Annotated in this window: 19 protein-coding genes and 1 pseudogene; 7 read left to right on the forward strand and 13 right to left on the reverse strand. The window is 58.4% G+C overall.

Going from position 1 to position 21,922, the window contains the following annotated elements:
• Positions 1–41: 41 nt before the first annotated feature.
• Positions 42–1,028 carry a zinc-dependent alcohol dehydrogenase family protein gene (locus tag QD461_RS32210; protein ID WP_414091137.1) on the forward strand — a complete coding sequence of 329 codons (987 nt, stop codon included), beginning with the start codon at positions 42–44 and terminating at the stop codon, positions 1,026–1,028.
• Between the two features lie 195 nt (positions 1,029–1,223).
• On the opposite strand, the gene QD461_RS32215 is transcribed toward QD461_RS32210, so the two are convergent.
• From QD461_RS32215 to QD461_RS32225, 3 genes are read right to left on the reverse strand one after another with little or no spacing between them, the layout of a single operon-like run.
• Entirely contained in the window at positions 1,224–2,576 is a 1,353-nt protein-coding gene (locus tag QD461_RS32215) for a sensor histidine kinase (RefSeq protein WP_414091138.1), read from the reverse strand.
• On the reverse strand, positions 2,573–3,238 hold the full coding sequence (locus tag QD461_RS32220) for a response regulator transcription factor (protein WP_184710589.1): 666 nt from the start codon (positions 3,236–3,238) through the stop codon (positions 2,573–2,575). The genes QD461_RS32215 and QD461_RS32220 overlap by 4 nt, the downstream gene beginning before the upstream one ends.
• 2 nt (positions 3,239–3,240) lie before the next feature.
• A complete protein-coding gene (locus QD461_RS32225) occupies positions 3,241–3,741 on the reverse strand; it encodes a PepSY domain-containing protein (protein ID WP_414091139.1) in 501 nt (166 codons plus the stop codon).
• Between the two features lie 434 nt (positions 3,742–4,175).
• On the opposite strand from QD461_RS32225, the gene QD461_RS32230 reads away from it, so the two are divergent.
• The 4 genes from QD461_RS32230 to QD461_RS32245 all read left to right on the forward strand — a co-directional run bounded on the left by QD461_RS32230 (position 4,176) and on the right by QD461_RS32245 (position 8,615).
• On the forward strand, positions 4,176–4,334 hold the full coding sequence (locus tag QD461_RS32230) for a hypothetical protein (protein ID WP_184710591.1): 159 nt from the start codon (positions 4,176–4,178) through the stop codon (positions 4,332–4,334).
• Positions 4,335–4,488: 154 nt separating this feature from the next.
• Entirely contained in the window at positions 4,489–5,853 is a 1,365-nt protein-coding gene (locus tag QD461_RS32235; RefSeq protein ID WP_414091140.1) for a hypothetical protein, read from the forward strand.
• A 321-nt stretch (positions 5,854–6,174) separates the two neighbouring features.
• Positions 6,175–6,993 carry an endo alpha-1,4 polygalactosaminidase gene (locus tag QD461_RS32240; RefSeq protein WP_414091141.1) on the forward strand — a complete coding sequence of 273 codons (819 nt, stop codon included), beginning with the start codon at positions 6,175–6,177 and terminating at the stop codon, positions 6,991–6,993.
• Between the two features lie 659 nt (positions 6,994–7,652).
• Positions 7,653–8,615, forward strand: a complete 963-nt coding sequence (locus tag QD461_RS32245) for an alpha/beta hydrolase (RefSeq protein WP_414091142.1) — start codon at positions 7,653–7,655, stop codon at positions 8,613–8,615.
• A gap of 113 nt (positions 8,616–8,728) precedes the next feature.
• Here the strand turns inward: QD461_RS32245 and QD461_RS32250 are convergent, their stop codons facing one another.
• On the reverse strand, positions 8,729–9,388 hold the full coding sequence (locus tag QD461_RS32250) for a TetR/AcrR family transcriptional regulator (RefSeq protein ID WP_414091143.1): 660 nt from the start codon (positions 9,386–9,388) through the stop codon (positions 8,729–8,731).
• A 416-nt stretch (positions 9,389–9,804) separates the two neighbouring features.
• On the reverse strand, positions 9,805–11,292 hold the full coding sequence (locus QD461_RS32255) for a GMC oxidoreductase (RefSeq protein WP_414091144.1): 1,488 nt from the start codon (positions 11,290–11,292) through the stop codon (positions 9,805–9,807).
• 122 nt (positions 11,293–11,414) lie between these two features.
• On the opposite strand from QD461_RS32255, the gene QD461_RS32260 reads away from it, so the two are divergent.
• Positions 11,415–12,302, forward strand: a complete 888-nt coding sequence (locus tag QD461_RS32260) for a sugar phosphate isomerase/epimerase family protein (protein ID WP_414091145.1) — start codon at positions 11,415–11,417, stop codon at positions 12,300–12,302.
• Positions 12,303–12,426: 124 nt separating this feature from the next.
• On the opposite strand, the gene QD461_RS32265 is transcribed toward QD461_RS32260, so the two are convergent.
• The 6 genes and pseudogenes from QD461_RS32265 to QD461_RS32290 form a co-directional block, all read right to left on the reverse strand.
• Positions 12,427–13,272 carry a sugar phosphate isomerase/epimerase family protein gene (locus QD461_RS32265; RefSeq protein WP_414091146.1) on the reverse strand — a complete coding sequence of 282 codons (846 nt, stop codon included), beginning with the start codon at positions 13,270–13,272 and terminating at the stop codon, positions 12,427–12,429.
• A 471-nt stretch (positions 13,273–13,743) separates the two neighbouring features.
• Positions 13,744–14,054 (reverse strand): annotated as a pseudogene (locus QD461_RS32270) (type II toxin-antitoxin system RelE/ParE family toxin).
• Complete coding sequence (locus QD461_RS32275; protein ID WP_414091147.1) at positions 14,051–14,302, reverse strand: antitoxin; 252 nt, start codon at positions 14,300–14,302, stop codon at positions 14,051–14,053. The pseudogene QD461_RS32270 and the gene QD461_RS32275 overlap by 4 nt, the downstream one beginning before the upstream one ends.
• Before the next feature lie 200 nt (positions 14,303–14,502).
• Positions 14,503–15,936 (reverse strand): NAD(P)(+) transhydrogenase (Re/Si-specific) subunit beta, encoded by a 1,434-nt coding sequence (locus tag QD461_RS32280; RefSeq protein ID WP_414091148.1) that lies wholly within the window; start codon positions 15,934–15,936, stop codon positions 14,503–14,505.
• 20 nt (positions 15,937–15,956) lie between these two features.
• On the reverse strand, positions 15,957–17,537 hold the full coding sequence (locus QD461_RS32285; protein WP_414091149.1) for a Re/Si-specific NAD(P)(+) transhydrogenase subunit alpha: 1,581 nt from the start codon (positions 17,535–17,537) through the stop codon (positions 15,957–15,959).
• A 312-nt stretch (positions 17,538–17,849) separates the two neighbouring features.
• On the reverse strand, positions 17,850–18,230 hold the full coding sequence (locus QD461_RS32290; protein WP_414091150.1) for a tautomerase family protein: 381 nt from the start codon (positions 18,228–18,230) through the stop codon (positions 17,850–17,852).
• Positions 18,231–18,327: 97 nt separating this feature from the next.
• Here QD461_RS32290 and QD461_RS32295 point away from each other — a divergent pair, with 97 nt between their 5' ends.
• A complete protein-coding gene (locus QD461_RS32295; RefSeq protein WP_414091151.1) occupies positions 18,328–19,185 on the forward strand; it encodes a LysR family transcriptional regulator in 858 nt (285 codons plus the stop codon).
• 157 nt (positions 19,186–19,342) lie between these two features.
• Here QD461_RS32295 and QD461_RS32300 read toward each other — a convergent pair whose 3' ends face one another.
• Both QD461_RS32300 and QD461_RS32305 read right to left on the reverse strand, forming a co-directional pair.
• On the reverse strand, positions 19,343–19,600 hold the full coding sequence (locus QD461_RS32300; protein ID WP_414091152.1) for a hypothetical protein: 258 nt from the start codon (positions 19,598–19,600) through the stop codon (positions 19,343–19,345).
• A 1,483-nt stretch (positions 19,601–21,083) separates the two neighbouring features.
• A complete protein-coding gene (locus tag QD461_RS32305; protein WP_414091153.1) occupies positions 21,084–21,743 on the reverse strand; it encodes a hypothetical protein in 660 nt (219 codons plus the stop codon).
• Positions 21,744–21,922 lie beyond the last annotated feature (179 nt).

Genomic DNA, 21,922 nt, shown 5'->3' on the forward strand with positions numbered 1-21,922 from the left:
CGATAAACACAATTATAAACCATTGTTTAGGAGAAGCAGACATGCGTGCAGTCAGATTTTATAAGCGTGGTAGCCCCGAAGTCCTGACCTTCGACGAAATCGAAACGCTGCGACCAGCATCAGGAGAGGTCGGGATTAAGGTCAACGCCTTGGGCCTTAACCGCGCCGAAGCGCTCATGCGGGCAGGCACCTATATCGAGACACCCTCGCTGCCGTCAGGGCTTGGCCTGGAGGCGGCAGGCATCGTCGAGAGCGTCGGAGAAGGTGTCGACAATTTCAAGCCAGGTGATGCCGTCAGCGTCATTCCGCCGATCTCGCAGTCAAAATCGCCGACCTATGCCGAGCACATCAATGTGCCGGCGGAGCGTGTTGTAAAGCACCCTTCGACCTTGAGTTTCGAAGAGGCTGCAGCGGCATGGATGCAATACATCACCGCCTATGGCGCCTTGATCGACATCGCCGGGCTGCGCAAGGGTGACTTCGTCGTTATCACCGCAGCATCAAGCAGCGTCGGACTTGCCGCGATCCAGATCGCCAACATGGTGGGCGCAACACCGATCGCCGCAACGCGCGCCTCCGGCAAGAAGCAGGCGCTTTTGGATTTCGGGGCCGCGCATGTCGTCGCGACAGCGGAGGAGGATCTGGAGGCTCGCCTGAAGGAGATCACCGGCTCGCAAGGGGTGAGGGTTGTGCTCGATTCGATCGGCGGCCCGATTTTCGAGCCGCTTACGGCCGCGATGTCTCGGGGTGGTATCCTCATCGAATATGGCGGCCTGAGCCCCGAGCCGACGCCATTTCCACTGTTCGCAGTCCTGAGCAAGAGCCTGACCTTGCGCGGCTATCTCATGCACGAGATCGTGCGCGACCCTGCCCGGCTGGAGGCCGCCAAGGCGTTCATTCTCGAGGGCTTGAGAGCCGGCTCGCTTCGGCCGCGCATCGCCAAGATTTTTTCTTTCAATGACATCGTCGCCGCTCATCGCTTCCTTGAGTCGAACGAGCAATTTGGCAAGATCGTAGTGAAGGTCTGAGGATCCGGCGGGCGGCGGGCTGGATGCGGAAAGAGTTTGTCTGTACATCCAGCTCCCGATTGACCTTGGCAAACGGGCGCTCAGGCTTCGCCGAGCGCTCTTACTGGCCCTGCCGGGAACGATCATGCACCCTGCCTAGTCTGCGCATTCAATCCGACCACCGTCATTCCCGCCACTCGTAAGAGCAAGCCTTTTTCAGGCGGCCGGCAAGCGGATGACGACCTCAAGTCCGCAGCTGCTGGACCGTTCAAACGCAATCGTTCCGTTGTTGAGGGCAACGATTTCGCGGGCGATCGCCAGGCCGAGGCCGGTACCGGTGCCCGCCTCGTCGACACGCTTGCCACGACGGCCGATCGAATTGAGATCGGACTGCGCAATGCCCGGACCATCGTCAGAAATCTGCAATTCGACCATTGCCCCGCCCGTTCTTGCTTGAACGTGGACCTGCGTTTTCGCCCACTGGGCGGCATTCTCCAGGATGACACCCACAAGCTCAATGAGATCGTTCGGGTCGATGTCCACGTTCAGGTCGTCGTCGATATCGACCACCCACTCGAGCTGCTCGCCCGTCAGCGTCTTCTTCAAGACCGCCACCGCGCCGGACACGATGCTGTTCAACGATGCGCTAAGGGCTTGCATCCGCGTACGTTGACGCAGGCGGACGAGACGCAGCTGATAGTCTATGCGGTCTCGCATTTCATTCGTGAGGCCAATGATCGAGGCTGCGCTGCGCGCATCACCGCGCCCTTCGAGTTCGTAGGCAAGCGTGCCGAGCACGGCAAGAGGCGTCTTCAGCCCGTGCGCGAGATCGGACGCCCTTGATCGCGCAAAGTCCATCGAAGTCTGCTGCAGGGCCAAGAGTGCGTTGACCTCGCTGACGACGGGAACGACCTCGCGCGGATAGGTGGCCTCGATTGCCGGAGCAATGCCCTTGCGGATGTTTTCGATGTCCTGACGTAGTGTCCGAAACGGCGACAGGCCGAATTGCACTTGCAGAATGGCGGCGACGACCAGGGCGACACCGAGGATTGCGAGTGCCACGGCCAATTCCTGCCCGAAGCGGGCGATCGCTTCGTCGAGGATTGACCGGTCTTGCGCGACCACGATCTGATACCGCCGCTCGCCCTTGGCTTTCGGAAAGCGTGCCGTCAGGGAAAAGGCGAGCAACCATTGGCCGACCGGACCCTGCATGGTCGACAGCTGCCCGCCTTCCACGGGAGAGCTGGCCTTGAGAACATGATCCCAAAGCGAACGGGAGCGAATGGTCTGCTGCGTGCCCAAATCCGTGATCTGCCAGTAGAGGCCGCTGATCGGCGTGTCGTAGCGCGGATCAGGCAACGCACCGGAGAGCACCGGCGCGGGACTGCGCGCGCTCGGATCGATGAGTGCGACAAGGCGGGACGTGGTTGCCGACAGATCCGCGGAGGCGCTGCTCTCGACGCTCTTCGTGAACAGATACCCGATGGCAAGCCCCGCCAATACCAAAGCAATGGCGATCCAAACGCCGGCCCCCAGTATCAGACGAATCCTTAGGGACTGGATCCTCACGCCTCATTCCCGCCGAGGATATAACCGAAGCCTCGGCGCGTTGCGATGATATCAGCGCCCAGCCGCTTGCGAAGACGGCCGATGAGGACTTCGACCGAGTTCGAACCGCCCTCGAAATCCTGCGTATAAAGATGCTCGGCGATTTCGAGCTGCGAGACGACGCGACCACCCTGATGCGCCATGAAGGCCAGCAGCCTGTATTCCTGTGGTGTCAGTGCGACCGGAATGCCCGCCCGCGACACCTGCCGCATCCGCGTGTCGAGCATGAACTCGCCGATTTCGATCTGTGACGAGGCAAAACCGCTCGCCCGGCGCACGATGGCCCGGATACGCGCCACGACTTCCTCCATGCGAAAAGGCTTTACCACATAGTCATCGGCGCCGGCTTCTATTCCCTCCACCCGCTCGTTCCATTGGCCGCGCGCGGTGAGGATCAAGACCGGTGTCTTTCGCCCGGCATGGCGCCAGCGCTTAAGGATCGTCAAGCCATCCAGCGTCGGAAGACCGAGATCGAGGATCACCACGTCGAATGGTTCGGTGTCGCCACGAAACCAGGCGTCCTCTCCGTCCGTGGCGTATTCCGGAACGAAGCCGGCCGTCGACAGCGCAATGCCGAGCGATGCGGCTATGCGACGGTCATCTTCGGCAACGAGCACCCGCATGTCTATCTCACCTTCACCAGTTTTCCCGTACGGGCATTGAAAGAATAGCTGCGAACTTCGTTATTGGTTTCGAGCACCTTTAGCTCATATCGCAACACGCCCTTGACGGTATGGAGACGGGTATCGATGATCTGCCCATCTGTCAGCCGTCGGGTGATGGCGACAATACCATCCAGCGGCAGCGCGCGATCGCTTTGAACGGCCTCCAACGCACCGTTTGGCCCATCAAACCTGTTGCCAAGCCCGGGATTGCCGTGTCCCTCGGAGGAGTAGGACTGGTCGTCCTCAGACCCGCCGGTATCGGCATCGTCGCCGGCCGAGCCCTTGTCCGTGTCTCCCGAATCCGAATCCTGCCCCGAAGACCCATCTGAATCGCCACTGTCGGCCACCAGCATAACGCGAAAGCCGCGTTCCATTGCCTGTGCGCTTGCGACAGCCGAAAACTGCGGCGCAAGGGCAATGGCTGCGAAAAGCGCGCAAAGTCTCATGGTCGGGAAACGCACACACCACTCCTTGGGTCATCGAAGCCGTCGGACGACAAGCATAAGCGGGCAAAGCTGACAATTCGCTGACAGCCGCCTCACGGGATTTTCAGCCACCCTGACGTATAGCAGTCACCGTCGAGACAAAACAAGACGACCACGGACAAGGGTTCGTCACGGCTCGACCGCAACTGAAGGAATAGTTTTATGCATATGCCGTTTCGATTTGCGTCAGCGATCATCTACGTGACCGTGCTGTCCGCCCTCTTCCTGTCGATGCAGCTTATGCGGCCGCCCCATTCCTGCGGGCCGTTTCATATCTTCAGGCACCACAGGACCAGCCAGCCGATGTCATGCCAAGGCAAGCAAATCGCCGATCTCGGTAACGATGGCGACACGCATCTCACGCCGGCGCCCCTAAGAGTCGTTCGATAATGCCGTTGAGGACTGACATCATGCTGAGGCTCTTTTCCGTCGCACCGGCCATCGTCTATGTCGCGGCGCTGCTTTTCGTTGTCCTGTCGATGCTGATCGTTCAGCCGTCACGGGTGAGCAAGCCATTGAGCCTGCATTGCGAAAACGCGCGATATTCCGATTGCAGGCTCCTGCGCTGATCGAACGATGCGGCTGCTCGTCCAACGCTTAACCCACCCGCCTTCAGTGAAGATGCATGCGGGAACGCTCCAACACAGAGACAAACCCAAGGTTTTCCATATGCCTCCAAAATCGATGTTGAACAGGATCGTGTCAGGCGGCCTGATACTGACGATGTCCAGCTATGCGGTGAACACGATACCGGTCGCCGCCGCGATCTACGCGGCGCAGGTGGCGTTTGCCTCCTCCGCAGCCGCCTCCACGCCGGAAACCAAGCGCAATGCCAAGGGGCTGCTTGCGGACATGCGTATCTCGCTCGGCATGGTCGCGCGCAGCTATAAGGGCGATGCATCCGGAGCTCGCCACAGAAGCGCCACCAGCGTCATCGAGGGCGTTACGCGAGCCGCGCGCGCCAACGAGCAGATGGAGATTGCGCTTTCTGGACGTAACGGCAAAGCCATTGCCGAGGCCACCGGCAACCTGTCACGAGCCATTGGCGACCTGCAAACGCGATACGCCCTAACGCCAGCGCAAAACGCCGAGGCCGAAAAGGGGATGCGCTATCTGAACGCTGCGTGGCGAAGCTATTCCTCGCGTTACGTTCTTGGGAAATCTGGCGGCAAAGCCGGAAAGGTGGACCAGGCTCAGGTCCGAGCGCTGCGCAGGAAGGTAAACACTCTGGAAAAGCGCGTCGGGGCGCTGGAAGACCAGGTTGCCACCAATGCGGCCCTTCGACGGCAGGTGACGCGATTGAGGCAAGATCTGGCCTATTACGACAGTCGCCCCGATGACTACCTGACCTATCAGGCCATGTTGCTGACGCTATCAACAGTATCCGGCTCCTTCGAGGCGCTTATCTACACGACGCGGGTCTACTATCCGACCTACTACACCTATTTCGAGCCTGTCGGTCCCGACTTCCACGCCTGGCGCTCGTACTGGGACGGCTATTATGATGGCTATTACGATGGCCGCGACTCTGTGTGGTATGATGAACCGGTCGTTATCAACGATCCTATCATAGTGATCCAAGAGGTCGACAACAGCACGCAGATTACATATCAGACTATTTACAACACGGCCGACGAGGTTCGCGTCGAATACGAGGCCTTGCCTCAAGAAAACCTAACGGCGGTGGAAATACCGGCTGCACCGCAAGACACTGTCTTCACCACCAATACAATGATCCACATAGAGCAAGAGAACGTCTCGCTCGACGCGGCCGAAGCAGCGCGCGAGCCAGAACCAAGAGAATCCAATGCTACCGTCCCATTTGACGATGAAGAGCGACCAGAAGCTGCACAGGCACGCGATAACAACATTGCCGACGAGAAAGCAAACGCTCCGGAGCGTGACGATGATCTGATCGAGAAGACGGAGGCTCCAAAGCAGGACAGCGATAGTCGCGATGATGACGAGGAGAGCCGCGAACATATTGCGCCGACCGAGCGGAGTTCCGAACAAGACGACAACTCTCGGCTTGAGATTCAGGATCGTCAGTATACGCAAAAATGTGAAGATAATTCCGCCAATTGCTGATCCACCGACATGAAATTTAATTCGGTTAAATGATATTCCTTTGGCGTATTTGAGATAGAACCAGCAAAGCGCATCCACATGGACCGGCGTCTAATTTACGGTCGTACCAGGAAGCATATAGATTTCGGTCAATATCAACTGACGGCGCTCCTGTAGCGGATGTTGATCTATGTCCGAATGAGAATGGCATAGACACTGTAAGGTACATTGGAAAATGATATGAAGATATTTGAATTTAGGGCTATAATCGAACTTCATTCGACGTTTACATCCAAATCAGATAGATCTTGGCAATATGAAAACTATCTTCAATGCCTCTTCATGGCGATAGCTGTCATCGTCATGACAATATATGGCGTATCACCGGTAGCCGCCGATCCAGTTGTTCTGCCGCCGATCAAGGGCCAGTTCGACTATCAACTCGGCGGCGCTTATGATCCGGCAACAAGCGTCAAGATTGTCGTGCGCGACCGGCTAAAGCCGCCGGCCACAGGAAAATACAACATATGCTACGTGAACACCTACCAAACCCAACCGGATGAGGGAAAATGGTGGGCATCGAAACACCCGGACCTGCTGGTCAGGAAAGATGGGAAATTCGTGGTCGACAAGCAGTGGAATGAATATCTGCTCGATACGTCGACGGACGCAAAACGAGCCGCTCTCATGGAGATAATCGGGCCCTGGTTCGATCGATGCGCAACGGATGGTTTCAAGGGCATCGATGCGGATAATCTCGATTCCTGGACAAGGTCCAAAGGCATTTTGGCGATGGCCGACAACGTCGCATTCGCCAAGCTGCTGGTGAAGCGCGCGCACGTCGCCGGTCTTGCCATCGCGCAGAAGAATGCGAGCGACCTCGCCCCGACCGGGTCCTCGAAAATCGGCTTCGATTTCGCAATCGTCGAGGAATGCCAGATTTGGAAGGAATGCGACAAGTTCACCGCCGCCTATGGCGGCTTGATTTATGAAATCGAATTTAATGACAATACCAAGGATTCCGAGGGTAATCCGGTTGATCCGCTCAGCATTTTCAACGCCGCATGCTCAGCGCGCGGCAATAAGATTTCCGTCATTTACCGTGACCGCGGATTGGTGCCTTCCAAGTCGCCGGATTACGTCTACAAGCTTTGCAAATAGCCTGTGGGAATGCGCCGGCGGAGTAGATGTTGCGCGAGGCAGCAAGCCTGCCTCTCCGCCTATCATTGTTGGTTGCAGGCTTTGCGAGGTTTCCCCTGCGCCTATGAGATATCCGTGCAGGGAAAGGCCGTGATCAAGGAGCTCGGACACAAACGTCGCAACCTTGGCATTTTCGCCATTCCTGTGTGCAGTCCTTTCAGAGACACGCCGCATCACTGTATGTCTGACGGCTATCGCTCCCTTCGACCAGATGACCGGATAACAATCGCCTCCTCGCGACTAGCAATCGGGGCTGGACCTCTCAGCAATACAATGGCGCTTCAGGCGCAAAGCCAAATTCAATGCAATTAGGTCCGGCGGGATCCTAGTGGTCTCTCAATAGCCGCAGCACAAGGCCGCGATCAACGCGGATGATTTGGCCAGCCTGGGCGACGGAGAAGGCGGCACCCCTGACAGTTCGGCTCATCCACCCGGCTTGGCCGTCGGCCTAGGCTCGATAGTGCATCATCGCGCTCAGGAGCTACGCACCAAATCGGCGGCCCCAGTTCAGAACGATCGACGCAAAGCACTTGTCGTTGCACACAGCGTGTGCATAATAAGATCAACGCCGATCTCGGCGACAATGGTCATCCTGCATTTGCCGGGAAGGAGAGAAAGAGATGAGTGAGAGTGCCGACGCCGCAAGACCGCAAGAGCCGGACTTCACGACGATCACGCCGGAGGAGCTGATCACCTATCGAGACGCCGAGAACCGGTTCCGCGCCTCCACGACGGCGCGGAAATTTCTCGGAGAGCCGGATCCGGACGCCATAATTGAGTGGCAGGACATGGCTCTGCCAGGACGAAATCTTCCCGTACGCGTGTATCGACCAGGACCTGCCATAACCAGCAAACTCACCCTGAGGCACGCCCTACCGCTTGTGATCCATGTGCATGGAGGCGGCTTTGTCGGCACGGCAACGCAATGCGACTGGACGAACAGTCACCTCGCCGTGCATTTGCCTGCAGTCCTCGTCTCGGTGGAGCACCGCCTTGTCGCGCCGGACAGCCCGCTTTCGAACGCCGCCGCAGATACCTGGGATGTGCTGTGCCATGTGATCGAGCGCGCCGATCAATGGGGCGTTGATCCGACGCGCATCGCCCTGTTCGGCGAGAGCTTCGGCGCTCTGCTCAGCGCCCTGAGTGCCATCCGCGCCAAGGAATCTGGCCTCGCCCTCAAGGCGCAGGTACTTGTCAATCCCGTTACGGACGTCACTGAGACGATGTATGACTATCCCTCAATTGCCGAGTATGCATACAATCCGACATGCGCACTCCCCCTACTCAAGTTCCTCCAGCGGCTCGCCGTGCCGCCAGGTAGCGATGCCCGTGCCTACTCGCCACTCTATGCTACCGACCTAAGCGATCTGCCTCCGGCGCTTGTCGTGGTTCCAACCCGGGATGCTCTCGCCGATCACGGGCGCCGCTATGCTGAACGGCTCCGCGAGGCCGAAACCTCCGTGCGTCTCTCCGAGTATCCGGGAGCGAAGCATGCATTCCTCACCCTGCCAGGCGTGGAGCCGCAGGCCAAGACAGCTCAAGGAGAGATCCTGAATTTCCTCACGCAGGCGTTGGCGGAATGATGGCCGAATAGGGCTGTCGCTCAGCAGGCTCCACCTTCGTTGGGAGGGCACTGCAACACGCTTGGTTACTGCCGTGACCATGCAACCGGCTCGTCTTCAAAGGTACCGGCCCTTCATCGCGCGTCTATCTCCTGTTGGATCTGGTTCAAATGCCCAGCAAGAAGCGCGGCAAAGGCGGCCTGACGGTCGATCTCGATCGGATGTAAGTCGCGGGCAAAGTGCGCCAATGCCGGATATTCACCAGGGGCTGCCCCGAGAACCGCGACCCTGAACAATTCCATGCCCTGCTGCCGCTCCTCTCTCGTCAGGGTGCTGATCCCACCGTCTGCGGCGATCAGCGCCGAGAGCAGAACCGCAGTGCGATGATAATGAATGCAGATCCGCTCGTCCGGCAGGCCGGTTTCCTGCAACGCCCGAAGCAGCGCCTCCATGACCGCGCGGGAACCGGCGCCGCTGGAGGCGTAGCGCGCCCACACCGTGGCGAGTTGCGGCTGCTGGGCGAACTTCTCGCGAAGGCGATGCGCGATGTCGGCGATACGCTGCTTCCAGTCACCTTCGAACCGGTAGTCCTCCATGGCCGAAAGAAGCACACGGTCGCCAACGGCACGCAAAAGCTCCGTCTTGTTGCGAAAGTGGCGATAGAGGCTGGACGCGTCGGTGCCGAGGGAGGCCGCCAGGCGGCGCACACTGAAGGTTTCGGCGTCTCCATGCTTCAGGAGTTCTGCCGCCACGTCGAGGATACCCTCGCCGGACCAGCGCTTTCGACGTATCATGACCGCGAATCTCTCCATCTCGCCGCCGTAACCATAGCTCATGCACCTGACTTTACGTATAGATTTCAAGCTGGAAGTGAGTGATTTCTCTCAATCGCGGCTACTCGTTTCATTCACGCATTGGCAATATGCCAGCGTCGAGTCCCGACCTCCTCACCTGAGGGCGGTACCGGCTGGAGACGCAATCTTTTGTACCTCGGTGAAACGCGACGGCGGTGACGTCGGCGTGTGTTGGCTTGATGACTAAAAGATCAAAGGCCAATATCACCATGTAGACCGTCAACGATCAAAGCCATTGCTCTTGACCTGGGGTCCTCGCACAAGCTGTTTGGCCTATCGGAGGTTTCCGCCAAAGCCAGTGACTGGCCGAGGCCGAGGCGATGCTGCTCGGGCGCGACATCGCCTCGTGGACGACATCAGGCGATCCTGCGGGCGACAGCGATCTGGCTTGCGCCGATGCTGGCAAGAGCGACGCTGAACAGGGTCGGGTTTGTGGCCGTCATCGTGGGAATGACGCCATTGCCGGCAACGTAGAGGTTCTCGAAGCCCCAGACCTTGGAGTTCCTATCGCAAACGCTGGTGCCATCGTCGTGTTCGCCCATGCGGATCGTGCCCTGATAATGCAGCGACGAGCCGACAGGCTGCACGAAGGTGGCAAAACCAGCTGCCGGGCGACCAATAATGGCAGAAATCCGCTGTGCGAGCCCCTTGGCGTCCTCAAGACGCGCCTTATCGCCGTCGGATTGGCGCCAGTGAATGGAGATGGCTGGCAGGCCAAGCCAGTCACGGCGATTGTCGTCGAAGGTTACGCAGTTGTCGGCGCTGATATCGGAGGGCACAAAAACGCCCATGCCAACCGGCTGACCACTCATTTCACTGGTATGCGGCATCGAGCGCAGGCTCGCCGGTGCGATGGTGACCGAATAGGGAAGATCACTTGTAGCCGGAACCCAGCTCATCGCGCTCATGGGCACATCGGTCTGCATCTCTGTGATCTGTGAGACGATGTAATGGTCGTTGATGTAGCGGCCAAGCGCTTCGGGGCGGATACCTGAGGCATAGAGCAGCTGCGGGGTGTGCAGCGAGTCACAGGCAACGACGACCGTGCCGGCGCCGACGATGAAAGTCTCTTGAGAGCCGGCGCGGGCGAGCTCGACACCCGTGACCTTGCCATGGTCATGGATCACGCGGCGGCAGGCGGTTTCGCAGAGAATATGGAAGCGTTCCGCCGGCTCGTCGACAAGATTGCCGAGCACGACGTCGGTGCCGTGATAGCGCAGGCCAGCGGGACCGGGCGTTGCGGCAAGCGGCATCGGCTGAACGAAGCGGTCGGACGTGCGACCGGGATTGAAGACTTCGCCCAGGCGCTCACGCATTGCGATGGCGGCAGCATCGCCGGCGTGGGGATCCTTATTGGTACCGAGCAACTGCGCCGATACGGCGAGAGCCCTGTGCATTTCATCGGAGGGGATGAAGGGCACTAGTTCGATCTCAGACGGCACCGGCGTGCCCGTCGACCATTTCGTACCCATGCCGCCGACATTGGCTGCTGAGAAGCCGGCAAAGAGGTTTTCGTCCTGCTCATCGGCATCGTTGGCAATGAAAAGGCCCGAGCGTCGCAGCAACGAGTGATCAAAACCGCCGGCGCGGCGGGCTTCCCACTCTTCCTTGTTGATCGGCATGCGCGGACTGCGGTCACCGCCCTGGGCCTGCACTTCGAAGGCCGCGCGTTCATCAAGATCGGCGATATTGTCGAGATGTGCGCCCTTCTGCGGCAGAATCTGCGGGCCGGCTTCCACCATCAGGATACGCGCTTCCGGCCAATTGTTTCTGATAACACGCGCATAGGCCGAGCCGGTCGGGCCACTTCCGATAATGACGACGTCGGCAGACTGACGAGACATTCCTGCTATTCCCTATTGTTAAATCAATTTGATTTTAGACAAAGATGTATCGTAGCCGAAGTCAACAGGCATTGTTAAGTTGTCGAACAAAGTTTTAGTGAAAGCGCTCGAGGAGAGGCATTATGAAGATAGGTTTGAGTTCATACAGTTTCCGTTCGTTGATGCAAAGCGGCGCCATGCAGATCGAGGATATCTTTGAGTGGGTCGGCGAACATGGCGGCGATCATCTCGAACTGTCGACGCATTCCGTCGCGCCCGAAGGCCAAGACGTCCAGTATGAACTCGGCAATGACGCGGAAATGCTGAAACGGCTGACCGACGCATCTCAGAGAAGCGGCGTACCCATTTCCGGCATTTGCACATCAGGAAATTTCATAGATGACAGCGAGCGAGCATTCCAGCTCAGCCGACTAAAGCACTATGTCGAGCTTTGCGACAAGCTCGGCGTCCGCTTCCTACGCCACGATGTCGTGCCATGGTCGCTGCGTGCGACCGACCCAGGTCAGTTCGAAGCGGCCTTCCCAGTAATCACCGACGCCACCCATGAGCTTGCCGCGCATGCGGGCCGCTATGGCGTCACCACCAGCGTCGAGGATCACGGCTTCTTCATGAATTCGAGCGAGCGGATCAAGCGGCTTCAGCACGCCGTCAACCTGCCGAATTTCAAACTGACCGTCGATATCGGCAATTTCCTCTGCGTCGATGAGAATCCGCGGACGGGCACGCGGGCCTGCCTCTCTGAGGCAAGCTTCGTCCACATCAAGGATTTCTACGTGCGCCAGACAGCTCCGGGCGCGGACTGGCTGCAGACTATCGGCGGCCAGGCGATCCGTGGCGCGGTCTTCGGCTATGGCGATCTGCCGGTCAGGTCGATCGTCGAAGACATCGTCGCCTCAGGTTATGACGGCTTCGTCTCGCTGGAATATGAAGGCAACGAGCCGGCGCAATTCGGCTGCGAAATCGGGCTGAAGAATGCGAAGGCAATGTTTGCGGCCGCGGCCGGCCGCTGAACATTGCCCTTTAGCCTTTCCGTATTTCTTGGAAATGCGGAAAGGCTCTATCTCCTTGTTTCAAGCAATTCCGGACGGAAAACCGCTACGCACTTTTCCTGGAATTGCTCTTGCAATCTGAAAATCAGAGCGCGGCGATCCGGTCGACGCGCTTCTTGAGATCGGCGAGGCGCTTGCGGTCGCCTCCCGGCACCTCGATCGAAGCCCAGCCGGAATAGCCGATATCTGCCAGGGCCTTGTTGACTGCAGCCCAATCGCACTCGCCGTCGCCGAGCTCGACATCGAAGCCCTTCCACGGGCCTTCGCTGTTCATCTTTTCAAGACTGTATTCCTTGATGTCGATCTTCAGAATGCGCTTGCCGAGCGCTTCGATCCAATCTGTCGGCCGACCGTAGCGCAGAACATTGCCGACATCGAAATACCAGCCGAGCTTCGGATGGCTGAAGCGATCGATGAAGCCAGCGGCCTCAAGCGGGCTCAGCAGGAAGTCATTCCAAACATTTTCGAGCGCGATCGATACGCCGCTTTCTTCCGCGGCGGGCAGGATCTTGGCGATTTCCTCGCCGGCTCGCGCGTAAGCCGTCTTGTAGCTGGTGCCTGCATTGACGACACCGGGGACGAGCAACACGGTCGTTGCGCCATAAAGCTTTGCGTCATGGAGAGCCCTGACCATCGAATCGACACAGGCCTGGCGCGCCAAAGGATCGGGATCCGTCAGCGGACGCTTCCAATGTACGGCATTGACGAGACCGGGAATAGCAAGGCCGGTCTTGTCGCGGGCGTTCAAGACCTCGTCGAGCGGCAGATTATTGGGTGAATCGAGCTCGACGCCGTCATAGCCGAGATCCCGCAGGAGCTGGAACTTCTCCAGAATGGAAAGTGAAGGCTCCTCGACCATACCCCATTTCAGGCTGATTTTCGTGAGCGGACGAGCGGAAGCGGGCAAGGAATTACTGACAGATTCGGTCATCGATGGGTCTTTGCTTGGCGTGGACGGATAGACGGCGGCACTATGTCAGCCAACAGGAGGCCGATCAATCGGTCATTGGAGACCAAGAAGCGATACTGGTCGCACCGCAACTGGATTGGAGGTCTCGGAGGCATAGCCAGCTGAGGGAGATCGATGTGTCAGGCGAAGTGAGAAATTGCCCCCCCGGGGTCAAATCATCACTTCGCTTGACACGATGCTCTCATGCTTCCGCACTCGATGCCGTTTTCCGTAGAAAACGACTACGTACGGCTGCTCATATTTGCCCCACGGGTCCTTTCCTCCAAAGTGACTTCTGGCCACCACGGGAATTCTCCAGCTTTTGCAGTTGGTTATCCCCCATGCTGATCAGCAGGCGCCGTCAACGTCTGCAACAAGGCCCCTGCCATGTTTGTCGAGCACATAGTCTCGCTGATGCAGGATCAATTCGGCTGAATTACCTTCGTCCAAGCATCATTGGCTCAGACGACCAGCCAAACGCGTCATGAGATCCATCCGCTCATGAAAGATGGCCACAATCAGAGCCGGCGCGCCCTCGCGTGACAGACAAAAGACTTAGTGATGCTCGCACCGTGCCATTCTCAACCCGGGGCAAAGCGCACTCATATCCTTGAACGGCCCCCTGCCTTCCGCAAGGCTTGCGATGCCGCGCTCCAAAACCAGGACGTAGCGGCGCACCTGAGGGCTACCCCATTGCGCACGCGTGTAACGGATTACGGAGCGCAGATCGGTTCTGCCTCTGTCGTAAGGATATAGGCCGTCAAGCACGATCCTCGGCAGTCTCTTCATCGAGAATATCGCTTACGGTCTTGGTCGATAGTTTTCCGGCGAGCCCATTGTTGATGCGTGTGTCCATCAACGTCTTCAACTCCTGCCAGGCTCGATCTCCATCCGTGTCGCCAGGAAATAAGCGCTCAAGTGCGTATTGCTTGATTGTCTTGCCCTGCAGAGCAGCCAACGCCTTGAGGCTTTGATGTTGCTGGTCCGTCATGTCGATTGTCAATCGGCTCATCCAATGTACTCCCTGCGCTACGCAGCCCACATCAGCACATATGTGGGGCCGTTACCACTGCACAATGCTTCCCAACAGTTCAGTACACCTTCCCCGCGAACTGGCCTCGATGTCCACTGAGGCGAGAAGCAACGCTCAGTTTCGCGAAAAATGGATCCGGCTCCTTTCGGAGCCGGATCTGCTTTCAGAAAAGCAGCCCCCTACGCAATTTTGGGGATCAGATCGCCAACGGATGCTTTGGCATCACCATAGAACATTCTCGTATTCGGTTTGTAGAACAGCGGATTCTCGATCCCGGAGTACCCCGTACCCTGACCACGTTTGGAGACGAACACCTGTTTTGCCTTCCAAACCTCAAGCACGGGCATGCCGGCGATCGGGGAGTTGGGATCTTCCTGGGCTGCCGGATTGACGATGTCATTCGAACCGATGACGATCACCACATCCGTCTCGTGGAAGTCCTCATTGATCTCGTCCATTTCCAGGACGATGTCATAGGGAACCTTTGCCTCCGCCAGCAGAACGTTCATGTGCCCTGGAAGGCGGCCGGCAACCGGATGGATTGCAAATCGAACGGACTTGCCGGCGGCGCGCAGCTTGCGGGTGAGTTCCGATACGGCCTGCTGCGCCTGAGCGACGGCCATGCCATAGCCGGGGACGATGACAACGCTGTCAGCATCATTAAGGGCCGCGGCAACACCTTCGGCATCGATGGCGATCTGCTCACCCTCGATTGTCATTGTCGGCCCTGTCGTTGCGCCAAAACCACCAAGGATGACCGAGATGAAGGAACGGTTCATCGCCTTGCACATGATGTAGGAAAGGATTGCGCCGGACGAGCCGACGAGCGCTCCCGTCACGATCAGGAGATCGTTGCCGAGCGTGAAGCCGATTGCCGCTGCTGCCCAGCCGGAATAGCTGTTGAGCATCGAGACAACGACCGGCATATCAGCGCCGCCGATGCCCATGATCAGGTGATAGCCAATGAAAAAGGCCACGGCGGTCATCAGGATCAGCGTCCAGGCACCGGAGCCGCCGACATACATCCAGAGCAGGATGAGCGAGAGAACCGCAGCGGCCGCGTTGAGAGCATGCCCACCGGGGAGCTTCTTGGCCTTGCCGTCCACCTTGCCGGCGAGCTTGCCAAAGGCGACGACCGAACCGGTGAAGGTGACCGCACCGATGAAGACGCCGAGGAAGACTTCGACCTTCATTATGGCAAGTTCAACCGATGTCTTGTGGGCGAGGATGCCGGCAAAGCCATCGAGCGTTGCTCGCATGGTCTCATCCATGCCGGCAACACGCCAAGCCTCGATATGGGCGTTAAAGCCGATAAAGACCGCGGCGAGACCGACAAAGGAGTGAAGGGCAGCAACAAGCTGCGGCATTTCCGTCATCTGCACGCGGCTCGCCACATAATGTCCAAGCACCGCGCCGCCGGCAATCATCAAGACAATGATGAACCAATTGCCGATGCCCGGCCCAAAGACGGTAGCGATGACGGCGAGCGCCATGCCGACAATGCCGTACCAGACCGCACGCTTTGCGCTTTCCTGTCCGGAAAGGCCGCCAAGTGAAAGGATGAAGAGAACAGCCGCAGAGATGTAGGCGGCCGAAACGATACCGATCGTCATGTTGATAACCTCCTAGCTGATCACGACCTTTGGAACATGGCGAGCATGCGCCGCGTCACGAGGAAACCGCCGACAATATTGATCGTCGCGACCAAGACGGACAGGGCGGCGAGAATGACGACCAGCCAATTGCCGGAGCCGATCTGCAGCAGAGCACCGAGAATGACGATGCCGGAAATGGCATTCGTGACCGCCATGAGCGGCGTGTGCAGCGAGTGGGAGACGTTCCAGATCACCTGGAAGCCGATGAAGCAGGCAAGCATGAAGACGACGAAGTGGTTCATAAAGCTCGGCGGTGCGAATGCACCTGCCAGAAGCAGCAAGGCAGTTCCGCCGGCAAGCAGCATGCCCTGGCTCTTCGTCTGCGCCTTGAAGGCCTCCGTCTCCTGTGCCCGCTTCTGCTCGGGCGTCAGCTCCGCGGCTTTCGGTTTTGGCTTTTGCGCCGCGATCGCCTGCACTTTCGGCGGTGGTGGCGGGAAGGTGATCGCGCCTTCGAAGGCAATGGTCGCTCCGCGGATCACGTCGTCCTCCATATTGTGAACGAGTTTGCCATCCTTGCCGGGCGTCAGATCCGTCATCATGTGCCGGATGTTGGTGGAATAGAGTGTCGAGGCCTGCGCCGCCATGCGACTTGGAAAGTCGGTGTAGCCGATGATGACGACGCCATTGTCGGACACCACACGTTGATCTGCGATCGTAAGGTCGCAATTTCCGCCGCGCTCGGCGGCAAGATCGACGATCACCGAGCCCGGCTTCATCGCGGCCACCATGTCCGCCAACCACAGTTTGGGCGCATCACGACCCGGGATCAGCGCGGTGGTGATGACGATATCCATGTCCGGCGCAAGCTCCCGGAACTTCGCGAGCTGCTTCTCGCGAAATTCAGGCGATGACGGCGCCGCGTAGCCGCCGCTTGCCGCGCCGTCCTGCTGTGTACCGGCAAAATCAAGATAGACGAACTCAGCTCCCATGCTCTCGATCTGCTCGGCAACCTCGGGGCGCACGTCGAAGGCGTAGGTAATGGCACCAAGCGAGGTGGCGGTACCGATTGCGGCAAGCCCGGCGACACCTGCCCCGATGATGAGGACTTTCGCGGGCGGTACCTTGCCTGCCGCCGTCACCTGTCCGGTGAAGAAGCGACCGAAATTGTTGCCAGCCTCAATGACCGCGCGATAGCCCGCAATATTGGCCATCGACGACAAGGCATCCATCTTTTGCGCGCGCGAAATGCGTGGCACCATATCCATGGCGATGACATTTGCGCCCGTGGCTCTCGCTTGATCGAGCAATGTCGCATTCTGCGCCGGATAGAAGAAGGAAATGAGCGTCTTCCCCGGTCCGAGCTTTTCGATTTCAGCCACTTCCGGCGGACGGACCTTGGCGATCACATCAGCGGATGCGTAGAGCTCGTCGCAGCTCTCGACGACCGTAACACCTGCATCACGATAGGCCTTATCTGAAAAGCCTGCCGCCTTACCGGCGCCGCTTTCGATAAGACATTCGTAGCCGAGCTTTTGCAATTGCAGCGCGCTTTCGGGTGTCATCGCGACACGCGCTTCGGCAGTGGACCGCTCCCTTGGAGCTCCAACTCTCTTCTGCATTTATGTTTAATCCTCTCTCCACTCGTCCGCTCCACATCGGCCGAGCACCAAACGATGCAGCAACAACAAGGAAAATTGAGATTGTCTAGTGCACAACGACGCTAACATGACTGCTTTTTGCGGACGATCGAGATCTCTAATCGATTTTAATCGTATCGAGCCGCCAGAAGCCATATGACATAGAGAGGTGGATCAGTGGCCTGCGGCAAATCCTACCCGCGCGCACTTGGTAAATGACAACCTGCCCTTCCCCGCTCTGCCAGTTCAAAGCTGCAGGTTTCGCCACCTCCCCTACTGAACGGTATCATCGTGTCATGCGTATTGCGCGAAGCCCCGACCGAGCGACCAGTTCTCCTTCTCGACTTCGACAAGCGACACAAACACGTCATCCGATCGAAGGCCCGGATTCTCGCCAAGCAATTCGGCGATACGGTGGAACAGCACTTTCTTCTGCTCGACAGTGCGGGTGTTGTTTGCGGTGATCTGGATAAACACGAGATCGTCGCTGCGGACCATGCCAAGATAGGCCGGGTCGTAGCGGAAGTTCGCTGCCTCATGCTCCGTGATGATCACGAAGTCATTGTCTTCGGGCACGTTGAATGTTTCGTGCATCGCACGGTGGAAGCTGTCGCAGATCGCCTGGCGATAGCCTTCGGGCTTTCCTGCGCGCAGAGCGATGTGAGTGAGCGGCATCGAGAGATCCTTTCGAATTTGTCCTGGACTGCAGGTTAGCCGCCGATCTATTATTTTCATACGCTATGGATAGTGATTTTAATAATAACGACTGGAAATGATGAGCGCTCCACTTGATCTCGACGCCGTCCAGGCATTCCTGCACATTGCAGAGCTCGACAGCTTCACACGTGCTGCCGAGGCCATGCAGACGACGCAAGCTGCGATCAGCCTGAAGCTGAAGCGCCTCGAAAAGCGGCTCGGCCACCGGCTTGTCGAGCGAACGCCCCGCCATGTTCAGCTTTCAGCACATGGTGCAGCATTCCTCGAACCGGCTCGCCACCTGCTGGAGGCACATGATCGCGCCCTCAGCACATTTGCGCAGACCCGGCAGCGTCTCACCATAGGCATCAGCGATCACGTCGCAGGCCCGGAGCTTCCGGCATTGATCGCGCGTATGAACGCACAGGATCCGCAATTGCTGATCGAAATCCGGATAGGTTCGTCAGGTGACCTGCTACAGAGCTTCGACAGACGCGAGATCGACACGGTCATTGTTCGCCAATATTTTGGGCGGAGCGACGGAGAACTGCTGACGGAAGAACAATTCGGCTGGTTTGCCGCGCCAAACTGGCAGCGACGCGCGGGCGAGCCCCTGCCGGTTGCCACGATGGCCGAGCCGTGCGGCGTGCGCGCCTTGGCCGAACAGCATCTCGATGCCGGCGGTGTGCCATGGACAGAGGTGTTCGTTGGGGGCGGTGTTCCCGCAGTCGTTGCGGCTGTCATGGCAGGGCTTGGTGTTGCCGCATTGGCGCCGCGCATGTTGCCGTTTGGCGCGGTCGATGTCGGCGCCAGGCTCGGCCTTCCCGATCTCCCACGCTTGCCGATCCTCCTGCATACAAGGATCAGGGCCGGTCGGCCAAGTGACGCGCTTGCGGCTCTTGCGGCGGCGTTCAGGAGTGCGGTGCGAGGCTAGCAGGCTCATCCGCCCAAACGCAGTTGCTACCCATGGCGTCCTGCCGAAACCGCGCTTTGTTCAACAAGAGATGGGTGCGAGAGCGATTTTCGCATCCACCAGAGTCGAGAGGGCGGGGCCGAACCGTTCAGCCTCAGAAATGCCATTGATCAACTGGTTACGTCGCAGCTCTGCTGACAGACGGCGCGAAATGCGACATTGGGCAGATCGCGCCGAAGGTGGACATGTTGTTGTGCCGTCCGGTGTGGTCAGTAGCGATAGTAGCGGCGATGGTGGTGATAGCGGTGGTGGTGGTGACGAGCCTTGTACCAACCGCGATGATGGCCACGCCAATAATGGCTGCGGTAGCTGCGGTGCGACCGCCAGCGGTGAGGACGATGATGTCGCGGACCATGCCAATGGCGACGATGATCATAACGGACCGTCTGAACGGACGATTGGATCTCCGGCTTCGTCATGTTCGTCATCGGCGCCGCGGACGCAGCACCCGCACCGATAAGCATGCCGAGACCAAGAAGCGACGCGAGCAGATATTTAAAGATTTTCATAGCGAACCTCCGTCAACGTGATGATCCTGAGACCACGCGGCTGAACACAGCATGAATGGTCGTTTCCCCCTCATTCCGGTCGCGATTTCGACCAGACTCCGCTCACGTGGAGCTTCGAGCAAAGGCGGGGCCATGGCCTGTACGCGCCCTAAGCGGCAGAACTGCATCTAGGTACTTTCAGTCCAAAGTCCGCATTTAATCGAGACTTTGGTCCATGTTCATGAACAGCTCATATGGCATATTAACATCCGAGGCGAGGTTGAGCCTTTGCCAATGAATGTGTCCAAATCGGATGGAACGAAAACATGAAAAAAATCGTGATCTTAGCTCTGGCAGTCGCGGCGACCTTGTCAGCGTCACCGGCATTCTCCCAGGTTTACTTTGAGTATGGGGTTCGGCCCAGTTACGACTATGACCGGCCGCCGCCGCGGTACTATCGTTATCCCCCAGCCTACGCATATCATGACTATTATGGCGGCCCGAGATATCGCTATGATCGGCACTGCTGGACAGAGAGGCAGTATGCCTACCGGCATCACCATCGGGTGGTGATTCGCAGGACCGTCTGCGATTAAGGCACAGGAAAGCCGACTGCCTCCGGGGAGATTGGAATCCAAAATCTCCCGCACAGGTTCGTGCATCTAATGACATCCTGCTCGGCCCGCTTACGGCATCGTCAAAGCGGCCCGAGGCTTTGCCAGTCCACCTCCGGCAAGACCCTGTTGTCGCCACATATCAGAACAGCGCTGTCATCCCTCGAAACAACAAGGGCCGCCATACCGTTGGCGGCCCTTCTATCGTTGCGAGACTTTGCGGCGGCGCTTGGAACGTCTTGCTCGCCGCCAACCTGCCGCCGACCGACTTTTCGCCTCGCCTTGGAGGTGGAACAGCAGATTGGCATCAAGACCCACTGATCCGGCGTCTGCAGCGAGAGACCTACCGTGACTGAGCTACGGCACCGGTACCGTCGAGACCGGAGAAGCCGTCTGTCAGATCGAGTTTCGGCGCTAGTTTCGAACCGTTTTCAAGCGTGAGGGACCAGCGATTTCGACGCCCAAGCTGGTGCGGCACCGCTTCTCGGCCAGGTGCAATCGATCGCCGAGATCCGCCTAATATTTCCACCGTGCAAGTACCGCGGGCCACATATCGTCAACGGGTTATGAGGTGACCTATCGCCGGATCGAGTCCTGTTGGGGGCGGAGACTCGATCCGACGATAGAGCCGGCTGTTACACCGGCAGGGGGATGGCGCCCATTGACGCCAAACTTGCAAATGACGGCGGCGGAAAACTGCCGTCTAAATATTCAGCAATCGGAACATCCGCTCCGAGAGGCCGCGAGCGCCACGCCCTTAATTGACAGTTGTTTCATCGCCATCAACCGGCGTCTCGGTTTCGGATTTCTTTTCGAGAGCCTCACGCACTTCCGCGATCTTCCCCTTATTCGTTCCGGCGCCAAGGATGCTCTTTGCTTCGGCAAGCTCCTGGCTTGTGACCGGCTTGTTCGACAGCTGCTGCAACGCCGAACGCAGGGCGTTGTCGCTAAGCGCGGGATCCGTCGGCACGGCGGTTGTTCCATATTGTATTTCGAACTCGGCATAGGCCTTCACATAGGCTGCGAGCGCCGCCATCTTGGGATCCTTGGAGTTCAGATAGGCATGATAGTTTCTGTTCAGCGAATGAAGGCTGCCGGCGCCGAGTTTGGAGCTGTGCTTTTCCGCTTTCTCATCATGCGTCTTGGAATGCTTGTCCGAATGATGTGATTTTTCCGACCATGAAGAGCCCTGGCCCGTGGATGCGTTTGCAGACGTGCCGTCCGTGTCGTTACCACCGGCTTTTTCATGGTCGGATTTTCCTTCACCATGACCTCCGCCGTTACCGTGGCCGCCGCCGTCGCCATTTCCGCCCTTGGCGAAAGCCGTCTGTATCAGGCCGACGGCACCTCCTCCCATGGGGGCAACTGCCAAGATGAGGCCGAGGCTTGCAGTGCTGACGATAGAACGGATTTTCATGCGCAGTTCCTTTACGAAAAGCCGTCGCCTTCAGCGGCGGCCGTGTCTAGCAAATCATCTCGCACTACAATATTGCCGAAATTCTAGGTTTCTACACCGCTCGGACCTATGCCTTGGGCATTTGGACCATAGTCTGATTGATCGCGCCCGATGGTCGCTTAGATTGCTGAGGCGGGTAG

It is taken from the genome of Rhizobium sp. BR 314, assembly GCF_047445805.1.
GTDB lineage: Bacteria > Pseudomonadota > Alphaproteobacteria > Rhizobiales > Rhizobiaceae > Rhizobium > Rhizobium lusitanum_B.